The organism is Novilysobacter antarcticus (assembly GCF_019802285.1).
GTDB classification, from domain to species: Bacteria; Pseudomonadota; Gammaproteobacteria; order Xanthomonadales; family Xanthomonadaceae; genus Novilysobacter; species Novilysobacter antarcticus.
This window is the reverse complement of sequence record NZ_JAIEUJ010000004.1, coordinates 64,268-89,075: the sequence shown is the minus strand read 5'-3', so window position 1 is coordinate 89,075 and position 24,808 is coordinate 64,268. Positions and strand designations below refer to the sequence as shown.

Here is a 24,808-nt window from a genome sequence, read left to right as displayed (position 1 = left end):
CGCGCTCAATCCCCCACGCTGGTGTCAGCGCCCGCATCCCCGGCGAAACCCTGTTGCCGCCACGCCTCGAACACCACCACGGCAACCGCGTTGGAGAGGTTCAGGCTGCGGTTGCCCGGCTGCATCGGCAGGCGGACCCGCTGCTCGGCGGGTAACTTCGCCAGCACTTCGGCCGGCAGTCCCCGGGTCTCGCAACCGAACACGAACACATCGCCGCTGCGGTAGGCCGGCGTGTCGTGGCGGACACGGCCGCGCGTGCTGAGCGCAAACACCCTGGGTTCGGTCTGGCGCGCTCGGGCGATTGTCGCCAGCGCGCTGTCCAGATCGTCGTGCACCTGCATGCTGGCGTACTCGTGGTAATCGAGCCCGGCCCGGCGCAACTGCCGATCCTCCAGGCTGAAGCCCAGAGGCCGCACCAGGTGCAGCCGTGCGCCCGTGTTGGCACACAGGCGGATGGCGTTGCCGGTGTTGGGCGGGATCTCGGGCTGGTAGAGGATGACGTCGAACATGCCGCGATTATGCGGGCGCTGCCTGCGCCGGGTGACAGCCAGGGTGACTTGTGACCCGGGGCCCGGAATGCGCCCTGCCGTTAGCATTGGGTATCCGTCCATATCGGGCGAGACCGAACAAGGAGTGTCGAATGTCCGCATCGTCCCGCGTAGCTGCGTTGCTTCCCACCGTCGTGCCAGGGTCCCGGCCCGGATCGCGCCGCAACACCGGTACCGAGCCACGGCCGCGCTCGCTGCGCCACGGCGCGCTGGCGCTCGGGGTCGCCGTTGCGATGGGCAGCCTGGCATTGCTGCCGCAGCCCGCGCACGCGCGCACGGCGGTCAGCGCGGCGCCGGTGGACATCGCCTACGAGCAGTTCACCCTGCCCAACGGCCTGCGCGTGATCGTCCACACCGACCGCAAGGCGCCGATCGTCGCGGTCAACGTCTGGTACCACGTGGGCAGCAAGGACGAGCCCAAGGGCCGCACCGGTTTCGCCCACCTCTTTGAGCACCTGATGTTCAACGGCTCGGAGAATCACCGCGGCGAGTACTTCGACCCGTTCGAGATGGTCGGCGCGACCGACATGAACGGCACCACCAATACCGACCGCACCAACTACTTCCAGAACGTCCCGACAACCGCCCTGGACACCGCGCTGTGGATGGAATCCGACCGCATGGGCCACCTGCTGGGCGCGATTGACCAGGCCACCCTGGACGAGCAGCGCGGCGTGGTCCAGAACGAGAAGCGCCAGGGCGAGAACCAGCCCTACGGTCAGGTCTGGACCAAGCTCAACCAGTCGCTCTACCCGGTCGACCACCCCTACCACCACAGCGTGATCGGCTCGATGGCGGATCTGGACGCCGCCTCGCTGGAGGACGTCAAGAACTGGTTCCGCGCGTGGTACGGGCCCAACAACGCGGTGCTGGTGCTGGCCGGCGACATCGACGTGGCGACTGCGAAGGAAAAGGTCGCTCGCTACTTCGGCGACATCCCGGCCGGCCCGGACATGGCGCAACCGCCGGTCGACGTGGCCCAGCGTCCCGCCTCGACCCGCGAGGTGCTCGAGGACCGGGTGCCGCAGGCGCGCATCTACCGTGCCTGGAACGTGCCACCGACTGCGACCGTGGAAGCCGATCAGCTCGGTGTGCTCGCCCAGGTTCTGGGCGGCAGCAGCACCTCGCGCCTGGCCAAGCGCCTGGTGCACGCCGACAAGCTGGTGGACAACGTGACCGCGGGGCTCAGCGAGTCGCAGCTGGGCTCGAATTTCCTCGTCTTCGCGACCGTCAAGGAAGGCGTGGATCCGAAAAAGGTCGAGGCGATCATCGACGAGGAGCTGCAGCGGCTGCTGGCCGAAGGTCCCGATGCCGCCGAGCTGGCGCAGGCCAAGACCGTGGTTCGGGCCGGCTTCATCCGCGGCGTCGAGCGCATCGGCGGCTTTGGCGGCAAGGCCGACGCGCTGGCCAGTTGCACGATCTACACCGGTGACCCGGGCTGCTTCCGCGAGAGCATGGCCACGGTCGCCGCCGTGCAGCCGGCAACGCTGCAGGCGTTGGGGCGCAAGTGGCTCGGCAAGGGCGACCACACGCTCGTGGTGATGCCCGGCGAGCGCACGCCGCTGGCCGAGGATCCGGCCGTGGAGCCGGCGCCGCTGACCCTGCCGGCGGTGGATTCGCGCTACAGCGTGTCGCAGTCCAGCGTGGACCGCAGCACTGGCGTGCCTCTTCCCGACAAGTTCCCCGAGCTGAAATTCCCCGAGCTCCAGCGCGCCACGCTCAACAACGGCGCCCGCGTGATCCTCGCGGAGCGCCACGACATCCCGGTGGTCCAGTTCTCGTTGATGTTTGACGGGGGGTTCAAGGTTGATCCGGCGGACAAGCTGGGCAGTTCCAGCTTCACCATGGGCATGCTGGATGAAGGTGCCGGCGAGTACGACGCACTCGGCTTTGCTGCCCGCGCCGAGGCGCTGGGGGCCAATCTGGGCGCCGGCGCCGCGCTGGACGGCGCGACCGCATCGCTCTCCGCGTTGAAGGAAAACCTTGATCCCTCACTGGCCCTGTTCAGCCAGATGCTGCGCAAGCCGCGCTTCGACCAGAACGAGATCGATCGCGTGCGGGCCAGCTGGATCGCCGGCATCAAGCAGGAGAAGGCACGGCCCAATTCCGCAGCCCTGCGCGTGCTGCCGCCGCTGCTCTACGGCGAGGGCCATCCGTATGCCATGCCGTTCAGTGGCTCGGGCACCGAGGACACGATCGCTGCACTGACCCGCGACGATCTGCTGGCCTACCATCAGGCCTGGGTGCGGCCGGAGGCGGCCACGCTGGTCGTGGTCGGCGACACCACGCTCAAGGAAATCGTACCGATGCTCAACCGGCATCTGGGCGACTGGAAGGGCAAGGGTGACGTGCCCGCTCCGGTGGACGTCCCGGAAGTCGCACTGCCGGCCGCGCCGCGTGTGTTCCTGATCGACCAGCCCGGCGCCGTGCAGGCGAACATCTACGTCGGCGAACTGGTGCCGTCGACCAAGTCCGATGACGCGACCGAGTTCGGTTTCGCCAACACCGTGCTGGGCGGCCAGTTCAGCTCGCGGTTGAACATGAACCTGCGCGAGGACAAGCACTGGGCCTACGGCGCCTACAGCTTTGCCAGCAATGCGATCGGGCAGCGTCCGTGGCTGGCCTACTCGCCGGTGCAGATCGACAAGACCGCCGAGTCAGTGGCCGAGATGAAGCGCGAAATCAACGACTTCGCCAGTGGCAAGGCGCCGGCGACCGCGGAGGAGGTGGCCAAGGTCAAGGCCAACGAGATCCGCAGCCTGCCCGGCGCCTACGAAACGGGCAGTGCAGTGATGGCCACGATCACCGGCATCGTCCGCTACGACCGCCCGGATGACTACGTGTTCCGCAACAAGGCCGAGATCGACGCAATGACTCCGGACGTGGTCGCCAAGGCCGCCTCGACCATCGATCCGGCCGCGCTGACCTGGGTCGTGGTGGGCGATCTTGGCCAGATCGAAGCGCCGGTGCGCGCGCTGGAGCTGGGCCCGGTGCAGGTGCTGGACGAAGACGGCAAGCCGGTGGCGCCCGGCCGCAGCGCCGTCCAGACGGAGTAGGGCGGAAGGACTCCCAATCGCCGGCCGGGCCTGACGTTCCCGGCGGTTGGGGTCCGTGCACGACGTTCCGTCTCACGGTCAGGCCCGATTCACCGCGCGCGTCGATAACATCGTTCGCCCGCACCACTCTGCCGCCCGGCTCCGGTCCGGTGGCCTACTGAACCCTGGAGATTCCATGATCCGCTTGTCGACCATCGCCCTTGCCGCCGCACTCGTTCTCGCCGGTGGCTGCACCTGGGTCAAAATGGCCCCCGGAGCAAGCGCTGTCAGGGTGATCGGCGCCGGCGGCCCACCCGCCGGATGCACCCGCCAGGGCGAGATCGCGGTCTCGGTCAAGGACAGCGTCGCCTTCTATGAGCGCAACAACCTGCGCGTGCGCGAAGAGCTGGAAACCCTGGCCCGCAACGAAGCGCCCGGCCTGCAGGCCGATACCATCCAGCCGATGGGACCGCCGGACGGTGGTGAGCAGCGTTTCACCGCCTATCGCTGCGGCAGCGTGACAGCGGTACCCGGGTCGGCAGAGTCGGAGATCCCACACAGCGCGGTGCAGACGTATCCGGTCGGCGGTTGAGCGTTATTGCGGCAAGCATTAATGCAGGCGCGACGTTAACGCGTTAACCTGTCGTGATACCTGTCTTTTCTGGTTTGCCGCCCATGCAGTTCCAACATGTCGCCATCGCCGGTCTGGCCCACATCGACGCGCCACGCCGGTTGAGCTCGGATGAGATCAACCTCCGGCTCAAGCCGACTCTGGACCGCTTGGGCATTCGCACCGATGTGCTCGGCGATATCGCCGGCATCCACGCGCGCCGGCTCTGGGACGGCGACGTGCTCGCCTCCGACGCGGCAACGCTGGCGGCGGTGAAGGCGCTCGCCGACTCCGGGATCGATCCGGACCGGGTCGGTCTGCTGGTCAACACCTCGGTCAGCCGCGACTACCTGGAGCCGTCCACGGCGTCGATCGTCAGTGGCAACCTCGGCCTGGCCGACACCTGCCAGAACTTCGACGTCGCCAACGCGTGCCTGGCGTTCATCAACGGCATGGACATCGCCAGCCGCATGATCGAATGCGGCGAGATCGACTATGCGCTGGTGGTGGACGGCGAAACGGCCGATCTGGCCTATGAGAAGACCCTGGAGCGCCTGACCAGTGCGAATTGCACCGAGGCCGATTTCCGCAACGAACTGGCGACGCTGACGCTGGGTTCCGGTGCGGCGGCGATGGTTTTGGCCCGCGCCGAGCTGGCTCCTGGCGCGCCGCGCTACAAGGGCGGCGTGACCCGGGCGGCGACGGAATGGAACAAGCTGTGCCGAGGCAACCTCGACGGCATGGTCACCGATACCCGGATGCTGCTGATCGAGGGCATCAAACTGGCCCAGAAGACCTTCGCCGTGGCTCGCCACAAGCTGGGCTGGGTGGCGGAGGAACTGGACGAATTCGTCATCCACCAGGTCAGCAAGGTGCACACGGCCGCCTTCACCAAGGCCATGGGCATCGATCCGAAGAAGGTCCTGACGATCTTTGGCGAGCACGGAAACATCGGCCCCGCTTCGGTGCCGATCGTCCTCAGCAAGCTGCGCGAGATGGGGCGGCTGAAGAAGGGTGACCGCGTCGCCCTGCTGGGCATCGGCTCCGGTCTGAACTGCTCGATGGCCGAGGTGGTCTGGTAACAGGACCGTTTTCCTACCCGCTGCTGGCCGGGCGGCGACGGCTCAGTCGGCCGGGCACGCCGGGTCGCGTCCGGCATAGACCGCACAGATATCCTGTCGGCACTTCAGCCCCTTGGCAGTGTTGGCCGGGGGGCATTCACGCAGGTTGGACTGGATCTGCTGCGAGCGCGTTGGCTGGATGTCGGCCGAGGCGCTCCGCTTGCCGGCGCCCACGGTTGCCTCGTCGCTCTCCATTTTCCGGATCAGGGTATCCAGCCCGCTGACCGGCTCCGCGTCGGCGGCCTTGATGTTGCCCAGCAGCGTGGCCATCAGGTTCGGCTCGCTCCCGCGGCTGCCACGTGCTCCCTCACCGGAACGAGTGGGTCGTGCCGTCGTTGAGGCAGGAGCGGTTCGAGTGACCGCAGGCGCGGCCTGGGTAAACGGGTTGGCGCGGTCCGATCGGGGCATCGCCACCGACGCGGTCGTCGGGCCCGGGGGCGCAAACGGCGAGGCCAGCGGGTCGTCCTCGCCTTCGTATCCGGGTCCTTCCCCGGCGCCTGCGGCCAAGGCAGTGCTTTCGGGCGACACAGTAGGCTCATCGATGATCGTGGCGGCACCGCCGCCGGAATCGGACCCCGTCTGAGCCAACCCGGGCTGGGCACTTGCCGTCGCATCGGCGGCCGGGAGGTTGCCGCGGCTGCCCGCTTGCCACCACCACGCCAAGCAAAGCAGGCCGATGGCCGCGGTGGTGATCAACAGGGTCTTTCGTCCCGGAGCCGGACGGGTCGCGACCGCAGCGGGCTTGCCGCCGCCCATGTCTGCTAGGATCCGCGCCGGCGACGCAACAGTCGGCCCGGGGCCGGGTGTACCGGCCAACAGGCTCGGACGGCGGGGTTTGGCATCTTGCCGATCCACGTGGACTCCTTTCCAGACCGCCAATCCGGCTGGTTACGGTCCGGACCAGGCCGGACGATGTGCACGGGCATTCTGCGTTGGGGTCGCAGTGGCGTCAATTGGATGGCCTGGCGGACGGCCAGGTGGGGCAACAGGGACGGTGGCAACATGCTCGCGCTTGGGATGGCGGTGTTTTTCCTGCTGACGGTATTGCTGGGATGGCTGGCGGTGTTTCCGGCGGCGCGCGATGTCGTGCTGGCAGGCGTCGGTCGCTGGCGGGCGCGGATGTCGGCGGTGGCCGGGCGTTGGCAGGCGGGCGCGGGCGCGCGGGCCTGCGGCTCATCGCGCGCGCTGCGGGGAGGCAGCGTGCGGCTGGGGCAGATGCTGCACCGTGGTCGCTGGTTGCTCGCCGCGACCATCGCAGCGTTGCTGCTGCCACCGCTGCTGGTCCTGCAGTTCGGTCGCCAGGTCATGTGGGAGGACTTCGGCGGCGGTGCGGGTTTTGTGGCGGACAGTCACGTGGTCCAGCTGTTACGCGGGGAGCGTCTGGCTCCGCCACCGGACCTGCCACCCGCCGTGTTTCTCGCCGCCGAGGCCGCGCAGCTGCAGGGCAATGCGGTGGTGGCGCCGCGGGAGATCTCCAGCGCCGATCGCAAGTGGGTGCGCATTGCACCGGATTTCCAGCAACGGGTGCTCGCGATCTACCGCGTGATGCGCGAAGTGCACGGCTACGAAATGGTCCTGGTCGAGGGCTATCGCAGCCCCGAACGGCAAGCCGCACTGGCCGCCAAGGGCGGCGCGGTTACCCAGGCCGGCGCCGGCCAGAGTTGCCATCAGTACGGTCTGGCGGTCGACAGCGCGCTCTATCGCGACGGCAAGTTGCAGTGGGACATGGAGGACCCGTGGACCCGCCGCGGCTACTTTCTCTACGGCCAACTGGCCGTGGAGGCGGGTCTGGAATGGGGTGGCAACTGGCGCAGCATCAAGGACTACGTCCATCTGGAACTCAAGTCGGACTGCCGCCAGGCGCGTCGCGCGGCCGGTCGATGAGGCGGTGACTGGATGAGAAGGCAGGTGAAAACCGCCGGCCGCACCTGCTATCTTGATCCGCGGCTCAGGAAAGCCGGATGCCCGATGGGCAAAGCCAGGGAGCAAGGCGATGTGGAAACCCGTTGATGTTGTCTACGCGTGGATCACCCACGGCGGCGCCGTGGCCGGCCGCTAGCAGGGGACGGGAACCAGTGCGCGCGGAACAGGGGCAATGAGGGTGGGTGCGGTCATCCGCGGACTGCTGGGCGTCGTGCTGGTGTTCGGTGCGGTCTGGCTCGTGGCGATCCTGTATTGGCGGGCCAGCGGGGCGACTCCAGCCACCCCGCAGATTGTCGGCTACCTGCTGGTCCTGCCCCTGTTGCTGATTGGTGGCTTCCTCCTGGTGCGGGCGCTCATGCGCTGGCGCAAGGCGCGCCGCGACCACGCGGCGCCGCAATCCCCCGCTGGCGGCGCCACGCCCCAGGTCGCAACGACACAGGTCGAAGCCGACCGGATCGTATATCTGCTGGACAGCGCCGCCCTGACCCGCGCCGGCAGCGGCGGCGAAGTCCTGGCCGGCGCGCTGCTGCAGCCGCAGCGGCCGTCGCTGCATCCGTCCTTGCGCGACCAGATGGGGCTGCCGGTGTTCGCCGCGCAGGTCGATGATCTGGATGTGGAGTCGGTCCGCGTTGCCGTCAGCGGTCTGCTGCCGGAATCGGGACCGCGTTCGCCGGGCTTTGCCGACGACCAGCTCCGCGCGCTGGCGCTGCTGGACCAGGTGGCCGAGGACCTGCTCTACGCCGCCCTGCCGACCGCCGACGCGAGCATCGCGGCTGCACCATCCACGGACACGGCGATGCACCCGCATGCGATGCAGCACTCGCGCTCCTCGCGCGCCCTCGCTCCGCCGCCTCAAGCGCCGGTGCTGCACATCCGCCTGCTGTTGCCGGCCCACTGGACTGAACCGGTGCGTCGCGCCTGCCTCGCCTGGATCGCCGACAAGGCAAGCGCGATTGGTTTTGCGAGCGGCGCGTTCCGGGTTGGCGTCGAGCCGGTCGCCGGGGCCGCCGATGCGTGGCGGGTGATCGACCGTCTCGCCCAGACCGACGGACCCGCGGACGCGGCGCCAACCGATACCCACCTGTTGCTGGCGGCGCACAGCCTCGTGGACGAACTCGCGGTGAGCAGACTGGATGCAACCCGTTCGCTGCTGGTCAGCGGCCACCCGGAGGGCTTGATCCCCGGCGAAGGGGCGGCGGGACTGTGGCTGTCGATGGCGAATCCGGGCGAGGGTCGCGCCGCGCCGCCACTGCGGCTGCATCGCGTTGTGCACGGGGCACCGGGCCACGGGCGTGCGGCCGGGCGCGAGCTGGCGGCGCTGCTGCAGCGTGCGCTGGAGGTCGCCGCGCTGCCGGTCGAGGACGTCGCCGCCGTCTTCAGTGACGCCGACCACCGCCCCAGCCGTGCGATCGAGATCGCCGGTGCGATGACCGCCTGCCTCCCGGAGCTGGATCCGGTCGAGCAGGGGCGTCACCTGGGCCTGGTGTGTGGCGAGACCGGTGCGGTTGCGGCACTCGCGATGCTCGCCGCGGCGGCAGCGCAGGCCACCGCCGATGACGGGCCGGTCGTGCTCGCATCGGTGGCCGACGGCAGGGTGCGATTCGCCGCCGCGCTCTCGCCAATGCCAACCCCTGAATCCCCAGCCGCGCCCGCGGCGGAAACCGTTTGACGATGATGGATGTGTAGATGAGCAGCTTCTGGACCAACCTCCGTTTCTGGCTGAGGGATTACCGCGTGCTCGCCGCGCTGGGCATCGTGATCGCCGCCGCCGTCGCCTACTTTGGCAAGGACTCGTTGCTGGCGGCTGGCGGCTGGCTGGTGGCGCTGCTCATCCTCGCCGTGGTCGCCTGGCTGGTATTCGTCATCGTGCGTAAGGTCCGCACCGCGCGCGCCGCCACGCGGCTGGACAGCATGGTCACCGAGCACGCCGACACCGCGGTCACTGCCGCCAAGCCTGCCGCGCGCGCGGACGCCGAAGTCCTGCGCGAGCGCATGGCCGAGGCCGTCAAGGCGATCAAGACCTCGCGCCTGGGCCAGATGAAGGGCAACGCCGCGCTCTACGAGCTGCCGTGGTACGTGATCATCGGCAACCCGGCCGCCGGCAAGAGCACCGCGATCCTCAACTCGGGCCTGCGCTTTCCGTTTGAGGACAACCGCAGCAACGTCATTCACGGCCTCGGCGGCACGCGCAACTGCGACTGGTACTTCACCACCGAAGGCATCGTGCTGGACACGGCTGGCCGCTACACGGTCAGCGCCGAGGACCGGCTGGAATGGCTGACCTTCCTGGACCTGCTGAAGAAGCATCGGCCGCGCGCGCCGATCAACGGCATCATCATCGCCGCCTCGATCGCAGAGCTGTCGGGCAGCAAGCCCGAGTTCGCCATCGACCTGGCCAAGAACCTGCGCCAACGGGTGCAGGAGTTGACCGAGCGGCTCGAGGTCCACGCGCCGGTCTATGTCGTGTTCACCAAGGCCGACCTGATCAGCGGTTTCAGTGAATTCTTCCGCGGTCTGGACCCGTCCGAGCGCGAGAACGCCTGGGGCGCAACGCTCCCCTACGAGCTCGACCGGCAGGGCACCGGCAGCGGCGAGGGCGACGCGCTGGAATCCTTCGACCAGCACTTCGATGTGCTTGCCGACGGCCTGCGTGAGATGGGCCTGGCGCAGATGGCGATGGCCCGCGGGCGGGATGTCAGTCCGGGCCTGCTGGCGATGCCGATGGAGTTCGCCGGGATCAAGCCGGCACTGCGGACCTTCATCGCGACGCTGTTCGAGGAAAACCCGTACCAGTTCAAGCCGGTGTTCCGCGGCTTCTATTTCACCAGCGCCCTGCAGGAGGGCGTCACCGTGCAGCCCGCGTCGGAGCGCGTGGCGCGCCAGTTCGAACTGCAGGGCGGCAGCCGCACCGGGGAGACCGTGGCCCCCGCCGACAGCAGCCACTTCCTGCTGGGGCTGTTCCGGAAGGTGATCTTCGCCGACCGCCAGCTGGTCCGGCAGTACTCCAACCCGGGTCGGACCCGGGTGCGTTACACCGCGTTCGCCGGCGCCGTCGCTGCGCTGGCGATCGTACTGGCGGGCTGGACCTGGTCCTACAGCGGCAACCAGCAGCTGGTTGCCGACGCCACCGCGGACCTGGACAAGGCCATCGCGGTGCAGGCGGAAAAGGTCGATCTGCAGTCGCGCATCGAGGCCCTGCTCGTGCTGCAGGATCGACTGGAGCAGCTGCAGCGCCATCGCGATGATCACCCGCTGAGCCTGGGCCTGGGCCTCTACCAGGGCGACGCAGTGGAAGCCAAGTTGCGCGAGGAGTACTTCCACGGCATGCGCCATCTGATGCTGGTGCCGGTATCGAGCAAGCTGGAAAGCTACCTGGCCCAGGTGGTGGCCAGGCGCAGCGAACTGAAGCCGCCGTCGCTGACCGGCGCACCGTCCGACAGCCAGGACGATGCGGCCGATGCCGCCGCTACCAGCGACGCCCGCCTGTACGAGGATGCGGTCGCGACCGATTCGCAAGATGCCTACAACGCGCTCAAGACCTACCTGATGCTGGGCAACCACGAGCGCGTGGAGGCGACCCACCTGAGTGACCAGCTGACCCGTTTTTGGCGCGGTTGGCTGGAGGCGAACCGGGGCGCGATGACGCGCGAGGAGCTGTTGCGCGCCGCCGGCCGTCTCATGACCTTCCATGTCCAGCAGTCGGCTGACCCGGGTTGGCCGCAACTGGAGCTCAAGTACAGCCTGGTGGACGACAGCCGCGAGGCGCTGCGCCAGGTGATGAAGGGGACGCCGGCGCGCGATCGCGTGTATGCCCAGATCAAGGCGCGGGCGGCAACGCGCTTCAGTCCGGTCACCGTGGCCAGCCTGCTGGGCGACAAGCAGACCGGCGGCGCGGTCACCGGCAGCCACCAGATTCCCGGCACCTTCACCCGCAAGGCCTGGGAGGACTACGTCCAGGGCGCGATCAAGGACGCCTCCACCACCGAGTTGAGCAGCACCGATTGGGTGCTGGAGGCCACGGTGCAGAACGACCTGACCCTGGCCGGCAGCCCACAACACATCGCCAGGGAGCTGGCGGAGATGTACAAGGCGGAATACGCGCGCGAGTGGAGCAAGTTCCTGCAAGGCATCAGCGTCGCCCGCTTCGACAATTTCGAGGAAGCGGTGACCCAGATGAACCGCCTTGGCGATCCGGTCAATTCGCCGCTGCGGGTGCTGCTGGAAGCCGTTAACCGGGAAACCGTGTGGGACAACCCGGCTGCCGCCAACGCCACCGCGGGCGCGGTCAAGGGTGGCATCGCCAGCTGGTTCAACCGGGTGATCATGCGGCGCAATCCGACCTCGATCCCGGTGTCGGTGGATCCCGACACCGGCGAGAAGGGCACGACCGAAGCCGGACCGCTGGGGCAGAAGTTCGCCGGTCTGGCGCGGCTGCTGGTCGAGCACGACGGTGGGCCGGCGTTGCTGCCGCAGTACTTCGAGGCGCTGGGCAAGGTCCGCAGCCGCTTCAACCAGATCAAGACCCAGGGCGACCCGGGTCCGGGCGCGCGCAAGCTGATGCAGGACACCCTGGACGGCGGCTCCGAACTGGACCTGGCCTTGAAGCTGGTGGACGAGCAGATGCTCAACGGCCTGGCCGAGGACCAGCGCAATACCCTGCGCCCGCTGCTGCTGCGACCGCTGGTGCAGGCGTTCGCCGCGCTGGTGCGGCCGACCGAGGGCGAGATCAACCAGACCTGGACCGCACAGGTGCTGCGCCCGTTCGAGGACGGCATCGGCCAGCGTTATCCGTACACGCCGGAGGCAACGGTGGAAGCGGCGCGCTCGGACATCGAGCAGATCTTTGGCCCGCAGGGGGCGATCGCGAAGTTTGGCGAGTCCGCTCTCGGGTCGCTGGTGATCCGCCGCGGCACCATGTTGACGCCTCGCCAGTGGGCCGACATCGGTATCAATCTGCGCCCGGAACTGGTCGCCGGCTACGGGCGCTGGGTCGGCGCGACCGCCGCCGGCGAGGGCCCGACGATGGTCTTCCAGGTGCTGCCGCTGGCGGCGCACGGACGCGAATACACGATGACCGTCGATGGCCAGCAGATGCGCTACCGCAATACGCCGCCGCAGTGGCACACCTTCCAGCTGCCCGGGGAGGGCGTGCCGGGGGTGCAGATCCACGCGGTCACCGGCGACGGGCGCACCGTGGAGGTGTTCAACGCTCCGGGCGACAGCGCGACCTCGGCGATGTTCGACGCAGCCGAGAAAACCAGCCTGGGCCGCCAGCATTACCGGCTGGGCTGGAACCGCGATGGCGCCAAGGTCGAGGTGGAGTTGCGGATCGTCAGCACGGTGGAGTCCAACGCCGGTGCCAATGATTCCCTGGGCCTGAAGCTGCCGGCGGTGGTGGCCGGCGCGGCGGTGTCCTCGCAACCCTCGCCCGGCGCCACCACCACGGGGGCCGCGTCTCCGGCGGGGGCGCAGTGATGGTCGCAGTCGAGACGGCGCACCCGGTCAGCTACTTCGGCAAACTGCCCAGTCGCGGGGACTTCGTGCGCACCCCGGAAAGCCACCAGCTGATGATGCTGCTGGACCGCTGGGCCGGCCAGGGACTGGAGCTGCTGGCCAGCGATCCGGGTTGGAAGCAGCTGTACGACCAGGCATCCCCGCTGCACTTCGCCTTCGTCGGCTCACGCAGCCGGCTGGCGATCGGTGGTCATTACCTGCCCAGCCGGGACAGTTCGCAGCGCCGGTTCCCGTTTCTCGCTGCGACGCGGTTCGAGGTCGCCCAGCCGCTGGCGTTCATCGGCCGCAGTCCGCTGGCGCTGTCGCGGCTGTGGTCCAGGCTGGCGCGCAGCGGGCAGCAGATCGTTGCCGCCGAGGATCCGGCCGAGCCGTTGCGCGAATTGGCTGACGGGCGCGTCGCGATCAACACCGACCCGCGCGTCTACGACGCCGCGTTCGACGATTTCATCGAGTTGCAGGACATCGGCTCGCTGCAGGCGTTGCTGCGCCAGTCCGGCTACCCGCACCTCCAGTTGCGCTGGTTGCTGCCCGCGCTGGGGATGCTGCTGCAGCCGGTGATCTCCGGCGGTGCGGCCCAGGTCGACAAGGGGCTGTCGCTGCCACTGCCGGTGGACGCGCTGTACCGGCCGCTGGTGGCGGCGTTCTGGCTCGACCTGCTGGCCGGCTTCCTGGGCCGGGCGGATTTCGAACTGACCGTGCTGGTTTGCGACGCGGCCACCGCGTCCGCGGCCGGGCCGCGCCTGCTAATCGGCTTCAACGGCGCCGACGGCCGCCTGCTGCAGGCGACGCTGGATGGCCGCGTCGGCCAGGAGCAGCTGATCGCGGTCGATGATGCCGAGTGGGTCGAGGAACACATCGCCGGCGACTACGCCCTCAACCGGCTGGTCAGTTACCTGGATCGCGACCAGCTCTCGCTGCGCGCCGCACGCAAGACGTTCAACGAGACCTTCCTTGGAACCTGACATGCGCTCACAACCTGTACCGGCGGCGACTGGACCGCTTACCTCGTGGCTGCTGGCGATCGGCCTGCTGCTTTCACCGGCGGTAGGGCTCGCGCAGGCCGGCGGCGCGAACGGGCCGGCGGCGGAGAAGCCGGTGATTGCCACCGGAACGGTGCCCGATGAGGCGACCCGCGCGGCGATCCTGGAGCGCTTGCGCGAGCTCTACGGCGCCAACCGGGTGGTCGATCGGATCGAGGTGGACGCGGTGATCGCCCCGCCCAACTGGAGCGATCGTGTGCTGGGCATGCTCGGCCCGGACCTGAAGGAGGTGTCGGGCGGCGAGCTGACCATCGACGGCAACAGCGTGCGCATCACCGGTCAGGTCGGCAACGAGGCCGCGCGGCAACAGGTGGCCAGCGCGATAGCGACTGGCGCGGGCCCGAGCTACGTGCTGAAGAACTCGCTGGTCGGCGGTGGTGGCAGCAAGCAGGACCTGCTGGACCAGACCCTGGCCGACCGCATCATCGAGTTCAAGAGTGGCAGCGCGACCCTGACCGACGGCGGCCGCGCGATCCTGGACGAGATGGCGGTGGCGCTGGAGAAAGTCGGCCAGCAGCAGGTCCAGGTGATCGGCCACACCGACAGCGTGGGCTCGCGCGAATCCAATATCGCCCTGAGCCTGCAGCGGGCGATCGCGGTGAAGGCCTACCTGGAACAGCGCGGCGTCAGCGCTGACAACCTCAGCGTGCAGGGCTTCGGTCCCGACCGCCCGGTTGCAGAGAACGACACCGATGACGGCCGCGCCCGCAACCGCCGGATCGAATTCCGGGTGATGTAGCACGCCGCGAAGCGTTTGGCGGGTGGCGATTGTACGCAGGCCGACTAGACTGGGGTGATGAGCATTCGACCCTTTCTCGACCACACTCCCCGGCTCGGCGCGCGCGTCTACGTTGACCCGGCCGCGACGGTCATCGGCAACGTCTCCCTGGAGGACGACGTTTCCATTTGGCCAGCCTGCGTGGTCCGCGGCGACGTCAATTCGATCCACATTGGCGCGCGCACCAATATCCAGGACGGCGCCATCATCCACGTCACCCACGAAGGGCCGTTCACCCGGCCGGGCGGGTTTCCCACGGTGATCGCCAACGACGTGACCGTCGGCCACGCCGCCGTGATCCATGCGTGCCGGCTGGAGGAGTTCTGCCTGGTCGGCATGGGCGCAGTGGTGCTGGATGGCGCGACGGTGTCGCGCTTCGGGTTTGTCGGTGCCGGCGCCGTGGTCGCACCCGGCAAGACCGTGGGTGAAGGCGAGCTCTGGCTGGGCAGTCCGGCGCGGTTCGTGCGCAAACTTGCCGAGCGCGAGCTGGAACAGCTGCGCTACAGCGCGCAGCACTACGTCCGCCTGAAGGACGCCTATCTGAAGATGGCGGGCAGCGACTAGATTCCCAGATTGCGCAGGATGTAATACACCACCACCCCGATCATGGTGGTTACGCCGGCCCACATCAGCAACGGCCCGGAGCGGGATTCGCGCCGGGTGTAACCGATGATGAGGATCACCAGGCCGACCAGGGTGATGATCAAACCGTTTTTCAGAATCGGGTCCACGGCTACGGGGTCTCCACAGGTTCGGCGGCTGCCGGGGCTTGTTTGGTAGACGCGCCGGCGCATGCGGCGGCGCCCGCCGCAGCGGTGCGGCGGGTCATGATCACGTTCGTGCGGTGTCAGACAACGGCCGTCGAGCCGCTCTCCGCGCGTAGCTCGGCATAGATCTCGTCGGTGTTGGGGCGAACGCCGTGCCAGATGTTGAAGCTCTCTGCGGCCTGTTCCACCAGCATCCCCAGGCCGTCCATCATCTGGTCGGCGCCACCGGCGCGCGCCCAGGCCAGGAAGCCGATCGATGCCTCGCCGTAGCCCAGGTCGACCACGTCGCCGCGCGGCGCGATCAGCGAGCTGGGCAGCGACAGCTCGCCGCCGTCAGCCGCGTGGCCGATCGAGGTGGCGTTGATGATCAGGTCGAACACACCCTGGGTGTGCAGGTCGGCGAAGTTGCGCGGATGCACGCGCGCCGGATCGCCGAGCAGGTCGGCCAGCGCGTCGGTCCGGCTGTCGGTGCGGTTGACGATCATCAGGCCGGAGATCCCTGCGTCCAGCAACGCCGGGGCGACGCCGTGGGCAACCCCGCCCGCGCCGATCAACAGCACTCGGCGGCCGCGCAGGTCCTGGCCATGGCGATCGGTCAGGTCACGCACCAGCCCGAGGCCGTCGGTATTGTCGCCTGCCCAGCCGGTGGCGGTGCGGGTCAGGGTATTGACCACGCCGCAGCGGCGCGCGCGGTCGCTGAGGCTCTCGCAGGCCGCGGCGGCGCGCGCCTTGTGTGGCAGGGTCACGTTGGCGCCCCTGCCACCGGAGGCAGCGAACTTGGCCAGGGCGTCGTCGAATTCCTCGGCGGTCGCGTCGATCAGGCCGTAGTCCATCGCGATGCCGGTCTGGCGCGCGAACGCGGCGTGGATCCGTGGCGACAGCGAGTGCGCGACAGGGTGGCCGATCAGGGCAAATCGGGGAGTGGACATGACGGACCTCGCTTGAACAGTGGATTGGTTGCCGGGGCAGGCGGGACGGCTACCGCGCGGTACCGCATCCCCTTCTGTCGCCCAGTCTACGGCGAGACAGCGCCGCACTGAGCGGCCGCGATCACTCCTGCTCGCGCAGCCAGCGCGCCGCATCCAGGGCGAAGTACGTCAGCACGCCATCTGCGCCTGCGCGCTTGATGCTGGTCAGCGCTTCCAGCACACAGCCGCGCTCGTCCAGCCAGCCGTTGAGGATTGCGGCCTTCAGCATCGCGTATTCGCCGCTGACCTGGTAGGCGAAGGTCGGCACACCGAACTCGTCCTTTACCCGGCGCACGATGTCCAGATACGGCATGCCCGGCTTGACCATCACCATGTCGGCGCCTTCAGCCAGGTCCAGGCTGACCTCGTGCAGGGCCTCGTCGGTGTTGGCCGGGTCCATCTGGTAGGTCTTCTTGTCGGCTTTGCCCAGCGCGCTGGCGCTGCCGACCGCGTCGCGGAACGGGCCGTAGAACGCGCTGGCGTACTTGGCGCTGTAGGCCAGGATGCGGGTGTGGATGTAGCCCTCGATCTCCAGCGCGCCGCGGATCTCGCCGATGCGGCCGTCCATCATGTCGCTGGGCGCGACGATGTCCACGCCGGCAGCGGCATGCGACAGCGCCTGTTTGACCAGTGCCTCGACGGTGGACTCGTTGACCACGTAACCGTGCGCGTCGAGCAGGCCGTCCTGACCGTGGCTGGTGTACGGGTCCAGCGCGACATCGGTGATCACACCGAGCTGCGGGAAGCGGGCCTTCAGCGCCCGCACCGCGCGTTGGCACAGGCCGTTCTCATCCCACGCGGCGGCCGCGTCCAGCGACTTGGCCTCCGGCGCGGTGACCGGGAACAGGGCCAGCGCGGGAATCCGCAACTCGCTGGCCTGCTCCGCGACACGCAGCAGTTCATCGATCGACAGGCGATCCACGCCGGGCATGGACGGGATGGCCTCGCGGCCCTCCAGCTCGTGTACGAAGACCGGGTAGATCAGGTCGTTGCTGGTAAGAACCGTCTCGCGCATCAGGCGGCGGGAGAACTCATCGCGACGCATCCGTCGCGGGCGTACGTAGGGATAGCTGCTCATGACGCCCATTCTACGCCGGACGATGACAGCCGGTCGCCGCTGAAACGGGCCACTGGCTGGCTGCCGCCCGGCGGGGGCGGATTCAGATGATGCCGCCGCCGATGCTGAGGCGGAACACGGCCACCGCGATCACGATGCCGTTGAGGACCAGCCCGGCCTTGGCCCGCCCGCGGTTTTCGGCCCGGGTCAGCATGATGCCGATGGCCGCCACGATCGCACCAACCGCGGCGAATGGAATCAGGAACCAGTTGCCCCATCCCAGCAGCGGAATCAGCGCGATCACCATCCAGATCATCGCCACGATGCCCCACAGCAGGCTGATCAGTCCCATCTTGATGTCTCCTTGGAGCGGCCGGTGGCCGCAATGGCGCCAATATCACCCAGGAGGGCGCCCCGGTCGAGGCTCATAGGTCATGCGAACCGTCGATTTCCAAGGCGAGCTCGCCGCGGCAGACCTGCGCGTGCAGGATGATCCGCGCGACGGCCGGGTCCAGTCGCTGGTCCAGCAATCCGGCAACGTGGTCCAGCTCGGCGGCGTCGCGCACATACACCTTGAGGCGCGAACCCGGGCCAAAGTCTGCGGGCAAGGCCGGACGGTGCTCGCGGGCGGCGCCGATCAGGCTGGCAAAGTTGGCCAGGGTTTCGTCGAGCTGGGTAGCCACCGAATCGGCGTGCAGCGAGCGATGGCCGACGATGGCCGCCGTGCCCGACAGCAACAGCGGCATCGCCGGGCTGGCGGGCAGCATGGCCCGGGCAAAACTGGGCGGTTGCGGGCCGTACTGGCGGGGGTATCGCCAGGCACTGATCTGGCGCGGATTCTCCAGCGGCCGTCCCGGTGTGGTGCTGGCCAGCCAATAGACCTGCAACTGGCGCCGGCCGTCGAGGCGTCCGATCGCGGTGGCTGCGGGCAGCCGGCTCGCTTCGTACTCGCCCAGACCGGCGGCGCGGCCGACACAGAAACGCCGGTAGCGCTCCTCGTCGCCGTCACCGTCGGTGATCGCGTCCAGGTAGTTCCAGATGCGCAGCAGGTGGGGGTAGCCGCGCTCGCCGGTGAAGGCCAGCAGGCGCCGGTAGGCGTCGCACGCCGCGGCGCCGATGTCCTGCCCGCCCGGTTCGTCCAGTTGCAATGCGCCGAATTGCAGGTGCCCGTCCTCGGCCCAGGCCACCCCGTCGGTGCGGCCGTGGCGGACCGGGCCGTGGCTGCGCCAGATCTCCAGCGATGCCGGGCCGTGCGGCTCGAGGCTGACCCGGAGGTAGCGCGGATCGTCACTGGATGGCGCCGCTTCGCCGAAGCCGAACACGGCCAAGGTGCTGGCGTCGGCCAGCAACGTGTCCAGCGCGTCGTTGCTGTAACTGATGTCCAGTCCGGCGGCGGATGGGGCCGCCAGGGTAATTCCCGTCATGCCGCGTTGTCCCGCACGCGGTGGGGCGCAAGCAGGGGGCACGCGGGGATACGGTCCGGCGCCAGGTCGTGGAAAACGCCCGGATGAGATGCAAAAACGGTCATGTCGGCCATGATAACCGGAGCCCCCGCGACGGTTGCGTGGTTGCGCCCGGCGGCGCCATGCCGGATCGTTGCCCGATCCCATCCAACGGAAGTACTTCGATGTCCGCACAAAGCCCTGCCGAGGCCGCCCTTGCCCGACTGCTGGTTGACAGCCTCAATCTGGAAGACGTGGTGCCCGCTGAGATCGATCCCGAGGCGGCCCTGTTTGGCGACGGCCTGGGCCTGGACTCGATCGACGCGCTCGAACTGGCGCTGGCGATCAGCAAGGAGTACGGCTTCCAGCTGCGCTCTGACAGCGACGAGAACCGCCGGGTCTTCGCCTCCCTGCGCTCGCTGTCGGCGCATGTGGAGCAGAACAAGGCCGGCTGACGCACCGCCGCGCCAGCGCAGGTGATGGTCATCGTGCTGCTGCGGGTGGTGCTCGCGGCGGCCTATCCGCTGCTTGCCCACCGCGCCAGCGTGGATGCCAACAACGCGCTGGCGATGGTGGCGTTGCTCGATCTGGCCTTGGTGGTGCTGCTGGAGCCGTTGCTGCGCGTCCGCGCCTGGGCCTGGTTGCTGCTGGCGCTTTTCTGCGCCGGCCTGTGGGCGATGCGCGGCAGCGATCTGCCGGTGGTGTTGTTGCTCGGCCCACCGGCGTTGTTCGCCGCGTTGATCTCCTGGTTCTTCGCCCGCAGCCTGCGCGGCGGGCGGGTGCCGGTGATCACCCGGATCGCGGCGGCGATGGAAGGCTGCCCGCCCGATGCGTTGGAGCCGCGCCTGCTGCGCTACACCACGCGGCTGACCCTCGCCTGGGCAGTTCTGCTGGCCATGCTGGCGCTGGCCGATACCGCACTTGCGGTGATCGCGGTGCCCGATGGCGTGCTGGCCCGGTTGGGCTACCCGCCGGTCATCAGCGTGAGCCAGCAGGCGTGGTCGTGGTTCGCCAATCTGCTGGATTACGGGATCCTTGCGGTGTTCTTTATCGGTGAGTACCTGCTGCGCAAGCGCTGGTTCCCGGATCCGCCGTATCGCAACTTCGTCGACTTCCTGCGCCGGATGGGCCAGCTGGGCCCGGGTTTCTGGCGCGACATGTTCCGCTGACGCCGTTCATCGCGCTGGCTTATCCTTGCCGGTCCGCATTGCTGCAGCGTGAAAGCCTCCGTGGTCCCCGTGCCGTTCGTGATCGCCGCCGACCATCCCAGCCTGCCGGGCCATTTTCCCGGCCGTCCGGTGGTGCCCGGCGTGGTGATGCTGGACCGTGTGCTGGAACTGATCGAATCCCGCTATCCGGAGGCCGCAGGCGCCCCGCTGCGCCTGCCGCAGGTCAAGTTCCTGCAGCCGCTGCTGCCCGAGCAGACGGCGTCGATCGAGCTGCAGGCGCTGTCCGGGGAGGCACCGCTGCGCTGGCGCTTCCGCATCCACCGCGGCGAGAGTTTGCTGGCCAGCGGTGAAGTGGTTGCCGGGTCGCCTTCGTGAGTGACAGCTGGGTAGAACGGCCTGAAGGCGGCAGCCGCCTTGCATTCGGATTGATCCGCACGATCGCCGAAGTAGTCGGGCGCGGTCCGACCCGGCTGCTGCTGTGGCCGATCACGGCGTACTACGTCCTCGCCCGCGGCCCGGAGCGTCGGGCCTCGCGTGACTACCTGAGCCGCGTGCTGGGACGGCCGGCGCGCTGGCGCGACGTGTTCCGCCACGTCCATGTGTTTTCCGCGACGATCCTGGACCGGGTGTTCCTGCTTGGCGGCGAGCTCGCCCGGTTCGACCTGCGGGTGGACGGCGTGGAGCAGTTGGTCGAGCAACTCGACCACGGCCGCGGCGTGCTGATGTTCGGCTCCCATCTGGGCAGCTTCGAGGTGTTGCGGATGCTCGCCATCCAGCGTCCGCAGGTGCAGTTGCGGGTGGTGCTGGACGTCGGCCACAACCCGGCACTGACCCAATTGCTGGACTCGCTGAATCCCGGCGTTGCCAAAACCGTGATCGACGCCGGGCAGGACGGGCCTTCGCTGCTGCTGGCGATCAAGGAGGCGACCGATGCGGGGGCGCTGGTGGCGATGCTGGTCGACCGGATCCAGCCCGGACAAGCATCCCACCCGGCGAGCTTCCTGGGAGGGACAGCGCGCTTCCCGGCCGCGCCGTGGCTGGTGGCGAGCGTGCTGAAAGTGCCGGTGCTGCTGGGCTTTGGCCTGTATCGCGGCGGTAACCGCTACGATCTGGTGTTCGAGATGTTCGATCCGTGCATCCGCATCGAGCGCAGGCAGCGCCAGCACGCCCTGCAGGCGATCATTCAGCGCTACGCCGACCGCTTGCAGCACCATGTCCGCAACGCCCCTTACAACTGGTTCAATTTCTATGACTTCTGGCAACCCGAAGATGAAGCGATCGACCCCGTTCCCGCACCGGGCGCGGCCGGGCGTGCGATGGCTGGCGGTACCGTTGTTGCTGGCGAGCGCGTTGGCGGCGAGCGCGGCTGAGGCAGACAAGCCCGGGGAGGCGGTCACTGCCGGCTGGATCCTCGGCAAGCTTGCCCAGCCGGCGCCGATGGCAACGCCGTTCGTGGAGGTGCGCGAGTCGCGGATGCTCAAGAATGCGCTGCGGCTGAGCGGCGAGTACCGGCGTCCACAGGACGGTGTCCTGGTACGCGCCGTGCGCGATCCCTATGTGGAGACCACGACCATCCACGCCGGCCAGGCCACCATTGAGCGCGCCGGACGCGCACCGCGGACCTTCTCGCTGGCGCGGGCGCCCGAGCTCGCCGGCCTGCAGGACAGTTTTGGTGCGCTGCTGTCAGGCGATCTCGCCGCGCTCGAGTCGGTTTACCGCCTGCGCAGTGACGGTACCCGGCAGCACTGGAGCCTGGAGTTGACCCCGGCTGAGGATGAACTGGCTCGCCGAGTGCAGACGATCACCCTGTACGGCCAGGACGCCGAGCTGCGCTGCATCGAGACCCGCATGGTGGATGAGCTGCAGCCCCAGCGCACCCTGCTGGCCAGCGCGGCGGAGGCGGCCCCGGCGGTGGTGGACGCCGACGGCGTCGCCCGTCTTTGCCATCGGGGCGTCGCCTCCCGATGAGTCCGCGCTGGCGCCTCTCGCTGGCCCTCACGTGGCTGGCGCTGTTGCTGGTGGGCGGTTGGTGGATCAGCCAGCAGTTGCAGCTGACCGGCGATCTGCGCAAGTTCATGCCCGAGGCACGCACGCCCGCGCAGAAGCTGCTGATCGACGAGCTCGGCGAGGGCCCCGGCTCGCGCCTGCTGCTGTTGGCGATCTCCGGCGACCGGCCCGAGGTGCTGGCCCGACAGTCCGCGGCGATGGTTGGCGCGCTGGCCGGGGACCCGGCTTTCAGCCTCGCCGCCAACGGCGGGGTGGCCGGACTGGAATCGATTCCCGAAGCGCTGCGCCCGTACCGCTATCTGCTCTCGACCACGCTGGACCACCAGGCGCTGGACGCGGCGTACCTGTCGGACCAGCTGGACGCGCGCCTGCAGGATCTGGGCTCGCCGGTGGCCGCCTTGGTCGAGCCGCTGTTGCCGGCCGATCCGACCCTGGAGGTGCTGGCCCTGGCCGACACCTGGCAGCCGGCCAACGGCCCTCAGCAACAGCACGGGGTCTGGTTTGACCGCGAGGGCAAGCGCGCCCTGCTGGCCGTGCAGACCACAGCGGCCGGGTTTGATCCCGGCGGCCAGGAGGCGGCATTGGCGAAGCTGCACGCGGCCTTCGATGCTGCCCGCGGCGACAGTTCCTCGCAATTGCTGGTCAGTGGCCCGGGCGCGTTTGCGGTGGAGGTCGGCGGGCGTACCCAAAGCGAGGCAAGCTTCATCGGCAGTCTGGATGGCGTCATTTTCTCGCTGCTGCTGCTGATCGCCTACCGCAGCTGGCGGGTTCCCCTGCTTGCCGCGCTGCCGCTGGCCAGCGGCGGGCTGTCGGGCATGGCCGCCGTCGCTTTGGGGTTTGACGGCATCCACGGCATCACCGTGGCGTTCGGCTTCACCCTGATCGGGGTGGCGCAGGATTACCCGATCCACCTGATCAGCCACCAGCGCCCCGGGCTCTCGCCGTGGGACAACGCGCGCTCGCTCTGGCCGACTCTGGGCACCGGCGTGGTCGCCACCTGCATCGCCTATCTGACCTTTTTGATCTCCGGCGTGGACGGCTTGAAGCAGCTCGCGGTGTTCACCATCGCTGGCCTCAGCGTGGCTGCGCTGACCACGCGCTACCTGTTGCCGGGTCTGATCGACACTGCCGAAAACGGTGGCAAGCCCTACGACGCCGCGTCGTCGCCGGCGATGGCCCGGGTGTGGGGGCATTTTTCGCGCTGGCCGCGGATGGGCGTGATCACCGGCATCCTGCTGGGCGCGGCTGGCCTGGCGGTAATCTGGCTCGTGCCCGGACCGTTCTGGCAGAACGACCTGTCCCGCCTGACCCCGGTTCCGGAGCACCTGCTGGTGCAGGACGGCCAGCTGCGCGCCGAACTGGGAGCGCCGGATGTGCGCTACCTGATGGTCATCCAGGGCGCGGATGCCGAGGCCGCGCTCCAGGCGTCCGAAGCGCTGGAGCCGGTACTCGAGCAGATGCAGGCCGACGGGTTGTTGCAGGGCTTTGACCTCGCCTCGCGTTACCTGCCCAGCGTGGCGGCCCAGCGTGCGCGCCAGGAGCGGTTGCCGGATGCACCGACGCTGCAGGCGGCGCTGGACGCGGCGGTGGCTGACAGTCCGTTCCGCAGTGACGTGTTCGCGCCGTTTCTTGCCGACGTCGCCGCCGCGCGGGCCGCGCCGCCGCTGACGGCAGCCGACCTGACCGGCACGCCGCTGGCGGCGCGGGTCGACGGCCTGCTCCTGCGCAGTGATTCGCATGCCACCGCACTGGTGGCGCTCAGCGGCCTGGAGGATCCCGTCGCGGCGGCCGCGGTGCTGGCACCCCACGGTGCGCAGTTGCTCGACCTCAAGGACGCCTCCGAATCACTGGTGGCCGAATACCGCACCCGCCTGCTGTGGGCGCTCGCCCTGGCGGCGGTGTTGCTTGTGGCGACGATCTGGGTCGCCCTGCGCGACGTCCACCGAACCTTGCGCGTGCTCGCGCCCATGGCGCTGGCCATCATCGTGCTGCTGGCGGTGTTGCGCGGCTTCGGTGTCGAGTTGAACCTGTTCCACCTCGTGGCGCTGATCCTGGCCTGCGGACTGGGATTGGACTACGGGCTGTTCTTCGATCACGCCGGCGACAGCCGCGAGGGCCAGTTGCGTGCGTTGCACGCGATCATCGTGTGCAGTCTGGCCACCCTGCTGGTGTTCGCGTTGCTGGCGACCTCCAGCATCCCGGTGCTGCAGGCGATCGGCAGCACCGTGGCACTGGGCGTGGTGTTCAACTTCGTGCTGGCGCTGTTGATCGTGCGCCAGCCGGCTGCTGCGACCGGACCCGGCGCGACGCCTGGTCCCATGCCCGAAAATCAGCATGCGCAGGTGCCCCATTGAGCCGGGAACCACAGCCCATCGACGCGGATCGGATCGCCAGCCTGATCCCGCACCAGGGCGCCATGAGCCTGTGGGACCGCGTGTTGGAATGGGACGACGCCAGCATCCGCCTGCTTGCCGAGCGGCACCGCGATCCCGCGCATCCGCTGCGCAGCGGTGGCCGCCTGCGCGCGGTGCACCTGTGCGAATACGGTGCGCAGGCGATGGCGGTGCACGGTGGCCTGCGTGCCAGCCGCGCCGGCGGCGTCGCCCGGCCCGGCCTGCTGGTCGCATTGCGCGGGGTGGCGCTGCATGTGGGCCGGATCGACGACCTGCCCGGTGCTCTGGAAGGCGAGGCGCGCCTGCTGATGGACGGCGACAGCGGCTGGCAGTACCAGTTCCGCATCCTGCACGCCGGTGCACTGCTGGCCGAAGGCCGCGCGGCGGTGATGCCCGCGCCGGCCACGCAACCGGACTGACCGTCCCTGCGCAAGCC

General features: G+C 68.9%; 22 protein-coding genes and 1 pseudogene. 16 read left to right on the top strand and 7 right to left on the bottom strand.

Features of this window, described 5'->3' with window-relative positions; genetic code table 11:
- Positions 1-5: 5 nt before the first annotated feature.
- The gene (locus KZ491_RS11660; RefSeq protein ID WP_222566028.1) at positions 6-509 is read right to left on the bottom strand and encodes a tRNA (cytidine(34)-2'-O)-methyltransferase; all 504 of its coding nucleotides are present in this window, start codon (positions 507-509) and stop codon (positions 6-8) included.
- A 272-nt stretch (positions 510-781) separates the two neighbouring features.
- On the opposite strand from KZ491_RS11660, the gene KZ491_RS11655 reads away from it, so the two are divergent.
- The 3 genes and pseudogenes from KZ491_RS11655 (at position 782) to KZ491_RS11645 (ending at position 5,275) form a co-directional block, all read left to right on the top strand.
- Complete coding sequence (locus tag KZ491_RS11655; protein WP_246606834.1) at positions 782-3,604, top strand: M16 family metallopeptidase; 2,823 nt, start codon at positions 782-784, stop codon at positions 3,602-3,604.
- 178 nt (positions 3,605-3,782) lie between these two features.
- Positions 3,783-4,094: pseudogene (locus tag KZ491_RS11650) on the top strand (DUF4156 domain-containing protein); the annotation flags it as partial.
- A gap of 164 nt (positions 4,095-4,258) precedes the next feature.
- On the top strand, positions 4,259-5,275 hold the full coding sequence (locus KZ491_RS11645) for a 3-oxoacyl-ACP synthase III (RefSeq protein WP_222566026.1): 1,017 nt from the start codon (positions 4,259-4,261) through the stop codon (positions 5,273-5,275).
- A 42-nt stretch (positions 5,276-5,317) separates the two neighbouring features.
- Here the strand turns inward: KZ491_RS11645 and KZ491_RS11640 are convergent, their stop codons facing one another.
- Positions 5,318-6,070 (bottom strand): hypothetical protein, encoded by a 753-nt coding sequence (locus KZ491_RS11640; protein WP_222566025.1) that lies wholly within the window; start codon positions 6,068-6,070, stop codon positions 5,318-5,320.
- A 246-nt stretch (positions 6,071-6,316) separates the two neighbouring features.
- Between KZ491_RS11640 and KZ491_RS11635 the strand changes: the two genes are divergently transcribed.
- The 6 genes from KZ491_RS11635 to KZ491_RS11610 all read left to right on the top strand — a co-directional run bounded on the left by KZ491_RS11635 (position 6,317) and on the right by KZ491_RS11610 (position 15,133).
- Positions 6,317-7,198, top strand: coding sequence for a M15 family metallopeptidase (locus tag KZ491_RS11635; protein WP_246606811.1), 882 nt, complete (start codon positions 6,317-6,319; stop codon positions 7,196-7,198).
- 211 nt (positions 7,199-7,409) lie between these two features.
- Positions 7,410-8,906 (top strand): hypothetical protein, encoded by a 1,497-nt coding sequence (locus KZ491_RS11630; protein WP_222566024.1) that lies wholly within the window; start codon positions 7,410-7,412, stop codon positions 8,904-8,906.
- 17 nt (positions 8,907-8,923) lie between these two features.
- The gene (tssM, locus tag KZ491_RS11625; protein WP_222566023.1) at positions 8,924-12,712 is read left to right on the top strand and encodes a type VI secretion system membrane subunit TssM; all 3,789 of its coding nucleotides are present in this window, start codon (positions 8,924-8,926) and stop codon (positions 12,710-12,712) included.
- Positions 12,712-13,713: a type VI secretion system-associated protein TagF gene (gene tagF / locus KZ491_RS11620; protein WP_222566022.1), complete on the top strand. Its 1,002-nt coding sequence runs from the start codon at positions 12,712-12,714 to the stop codon at positions 13,711-13,713. The genes tssM and tagF overlap by 1 nt, the downstream gene beginning before the upstream one ends.
- Position 13,714: 1 nt before the next feature.
- On the top strand, positions 13,715-14,530 hold the full coding sequence (locus tag KZ491_RS11615) for an OmpA family protein (protein WP_222566021.1): 816 nt from the start codon (positions 13,715-13,717) through the stop codon (positions 14,528-14,530).
- Positions 14,531-14,587: 57 nt separating this feature from the next.
- The gene (locus KZ491_RS11610; RefSeq protein WP_246606810.1) at positions 14,588-15,133 is read left to right on the top strand and encodes a gamma carbonic anhydrase family protein; all 546 of its coding nucleotides are present in this window, start codon (positions 14,588-14,590) and stop codon (positions 15,131-15,133) included.
- On the opposite strand, the gene KZ491_RS11605 is transcribed toward KZ491_RS11610, so the two are convergent.
- From KZ491_RS11605 to KZ491_RS11585, 5 genes are all read right to left on the bottom strand, one after another.
- Entirely contained in the window at positions 15,130-15,300 is a 171-nt protein-coding gene (locus KZ491_RS11605) for a hypothetical protein (protein WP_222566019.1), read from the bottom strand. The two genes, KZ491_RS11610 and KZ491_RS11605, sit on opposite strands and share 4 nt — an antisense overlap.
- Before the next feature lie 116 nt (positions 15,301-15,416).
- Positions 15,417-16,265 carry a shikimate dehydrogenase gene (gene aroE, locus KZ491_RS11600; RefSeq protein WP_222566018.1) on the bottom strand — a complete coding sequence of 283 codons (849 nt, stop codon included), beginning with the start codon at positions 16,263-16,265 and terminating at the stop codon, positions 15,417-15,419.
- Positions 16,266-16,386: 121 nt separating this feature from the next.
- The gene (gene hemB / locus KZ491_RS11595; RefSeq protein WP_222566017.1) at positions 16,387-17,382 is read right to left on the bottom strand and encodes a porphobilinogen synthase; all 996 of its coding nucleotides are present in this window, start codon (positions 17,380-17,382) and stop codon (positions 16,387-16,389) included.
- A gap of 82 nt (positions 17,383-17,464) precedes the next feature.
- Entirely contained in the window at positions 17,465-17,713 is a 249-nt protein-coding gene (locus KZ491_RS11590; RefSeq protein WP_222566016.1) for a hypothetical protein, read from the bottom strand.
- A gap of 73 nt (positions 17,714-17,786) precedes the next feature.
- Positions 17,787-18,785 (bottom strand): chorismate transformation FkbO/Hyg5 family protein, encoded by a 999-nt coding sequence (locus KZ491_RS11585; protein ID WP_343225619.1) that lies wholly within the window; start codon positions 18,783-18,785, stop codon positions 17,787-17,789.
- A gap of 203 nt (positions 18,786-18,988) precedes the next feature.
- On the opposite strand from KZ491_RS11585, the gene KZ491_RS11580 reads away from it, so the two are divergent.
- From KZ491_RS11580 to KZ491_RS11550, 7 genes are all read left to right on the top strand, one after another.
- Positions 18,989-19,258: a phosphopantetheine-binding protein gene (locus KZ491_RS11580; RefSeq protein WP_222566015.1), complete on the top strand. Its 270-nt coding sequence runs from the start codon at positions 18,989-18,991 to the stop codon at positions 19,256-19,258.
- Between the two features lie 24 nt (positions 19,259-19,282).
- Positions 19,283-19,972 (top strand): COG4648 family protein, encoded by a 690-nt coding sequence (locus tag KZ491_RS11575; RefSeq protein WP_246606809.1) that lies wholly within the window; start codon positions 19,283-19,285, stop codon positions 19,970-19,972.
- A 69-nt stretch (positions 19,973-20,041) separates the two neighbouring features.
- Complete coding sequence (locus KZ491_RS11570) at positions 20,042-20,347, top strand: ApeI family dehydratase (RefSeq protein WP_222566216.1); 306 nt, start codon at positions 20,042-20,044, stop codon at positions 20,345-20,347.
- Positions 20,344-21,342, top strand: a complete 999-nt coding sequence (locus tag KZ491_RS11565; protein WP_222566014.1) for a lysophospholipid acyltransferase family protein — start codon at positions 20,344-20,346, stop codon at positions 21,340-21,342. The genes KZ491_RS11570 and KZ491_RS11565 overlap by 4 nt, the downstream gene beginning before the upstream one ends.
- Complete coding sequence (locus KZ491_RS11560; protein ID WP_281421681.1) at positions 21,305-21,940, top strand: LolA-related protein; 636 nt, start codon at positions 21,305-21,307, stop codon at positions 21,938-21,940. The genes KZ491_RS11565 and KZ491_RS11560 overlap by 38 nt, the downstream gene beginning before the upstream one ends.
- A complete protein-coding gene (locus tag KZ491_RS11555; protein ID WP_222566012.1) occupies positions 21,937-24,333 on the top strand; it encodes an MMPL family transporter in 2,397 nt (798 codons plus the stop codon). The genes KZ491_RS11560 and KZ491_RS11555 overlap by 4 nt, the downstream gene beginning before the upstream one ends.
- 62 nt (positions 24,334-24,395) lie before the next feature.
- A complete protein-coding gene (locus KZ491_RS11550; protein WP_222566215.1) occupies positions 24,396-24,791 on the top strand; it encodes a hotdog family protein in 396 nt (131 codons plus the stop codon).
- The last annotated feature ends 17 nt before the right edge of the window (positions 24,792-24,808 follow it).

Bases quoted from the DNA above. Each gene is read 5' to 3' on its own strand.
- KZ491_RS11555 (WP_222566012.1), top strand. From the start codon at position 21,937: ATGAGTCCGCGCTGGCGCCTCTCGCTGGCCCTCACGTGGCTGGCGCTG.
- KZ491_RS11660 (WP_222566028.1), bottom strand. From the start codon at position 509: ATGTTCGACGTCATCCTCTACCAGCCCGAGATCCCGCCCAACACCGGC.
- KZ491_RS11585 (WP_343225619.1), bottom strand. From the start codon at position 18,785: ATGACGGGAATTACCCTGGCGGCCCCATCCGCCGCCGGACTGGACATC.
- KZ491_RS11645 (WP_222566026.1), top strand. From the start codon at position 4,259: ATGCAGTTCCAACATGTCGCCATCGCCGGTCTGGCCCACATCGACGCG.
- hemB (WP_222566017.1), bottom strand. From the start codon at position 17,382: ATGAGCAGCTATCCCTACGTACGCCCGCGACGGATGCGTCGCGATGAG.
- tagF (WP_222566022.1), top strand. From the start codon at position 12,712: ATGGTCGCAGTCGAGACGGCGCACCCGGTCAGCTACTTCGGCAAACTG.
- KZ491_RS11635 (WP_246606811.1), top strand. From the start codon at position 6,317: ATGCTCGCGCTTGGGATGGCGGTGTTTTTCCTGCTGACGGTATTGCTG.
- KZ491_RS11580 (WP_222566015.1), top strand. From the start codon at position 18,989: ATGTCCGCACAAAGCCCTGCCGAGGCCGCCCTTGCCCGACTGCTGGTT.
- tssM (WP_222566023.1), top strand. From the start codon at position 8,924: ATGAGCAGCTTCTGGACCAACCTCCGTTTCTGGCTGAGGGATTACCGC.
- aroE (WP_222566018.1), bottom strand. From the start codon at position 16,265: ATGTCCACTCCCCGATTTGCCCTGATCGGCCACCCTGTCGCGCACTCG.
- KZ491_RS11655 (WP_246606834.1), top strand. From the start codon at position 782: ATGGGCAGCCTGGCATTGCTGCCGCAGCCCGCGCACGCGCGCACGGCG.
- KZ491_RS11575 (WP_246606809.1), top strand. From the start codon at position 19,283: ATGGTCATCGTGCTGCTGCGGGTGGTGCTCGCGGCGGCCTATCCGCTG.
- KZ491_RS11590 (WP_222566016.1), bottom strand. From the start codon at position 17,713: ATGGGACTGATCAGCCTGCTGTGGGGCATCGTGGCGATGATCTGGATG.
- KZ491_RS11640 (WP_222566025.1), bottom strand. From the start codon at position 6,070: ATGGGCGGCGGCAAGCCCGCTGCGGTCGCGACCCGTCCGGCTCCGGGA.
- KZ491_RS11615 (WP_222566021.1), top strand. From the start codon at position 13,715: ATGCGCTCACAACCTGTACCGGCGGCGACTGGACCGCTTACCTCGTGG.
- KZ491_RS11630 (WP_222566024.1), top strand. From the start codon at position 7,410: ATGAGGGTGGGTGCGGTCATCCGCGGACTGCTGGGCGTCGTGCTGGTG.
- KZ491_RS11610 (WP_246606810.1), top strand. From the start codon at position 14,588: ATGAGCATTCGACCCTTTCTCGACCACACTCCCCGGCTCGGCGCGCGC.
- KZ491_RS11550 (WP_222566215.1), top strand. From the start codon at position 24,396: ATGAGCCTGTGGGACCGCGTGTTGGAATGGGACGACGCCAGCATCCGC.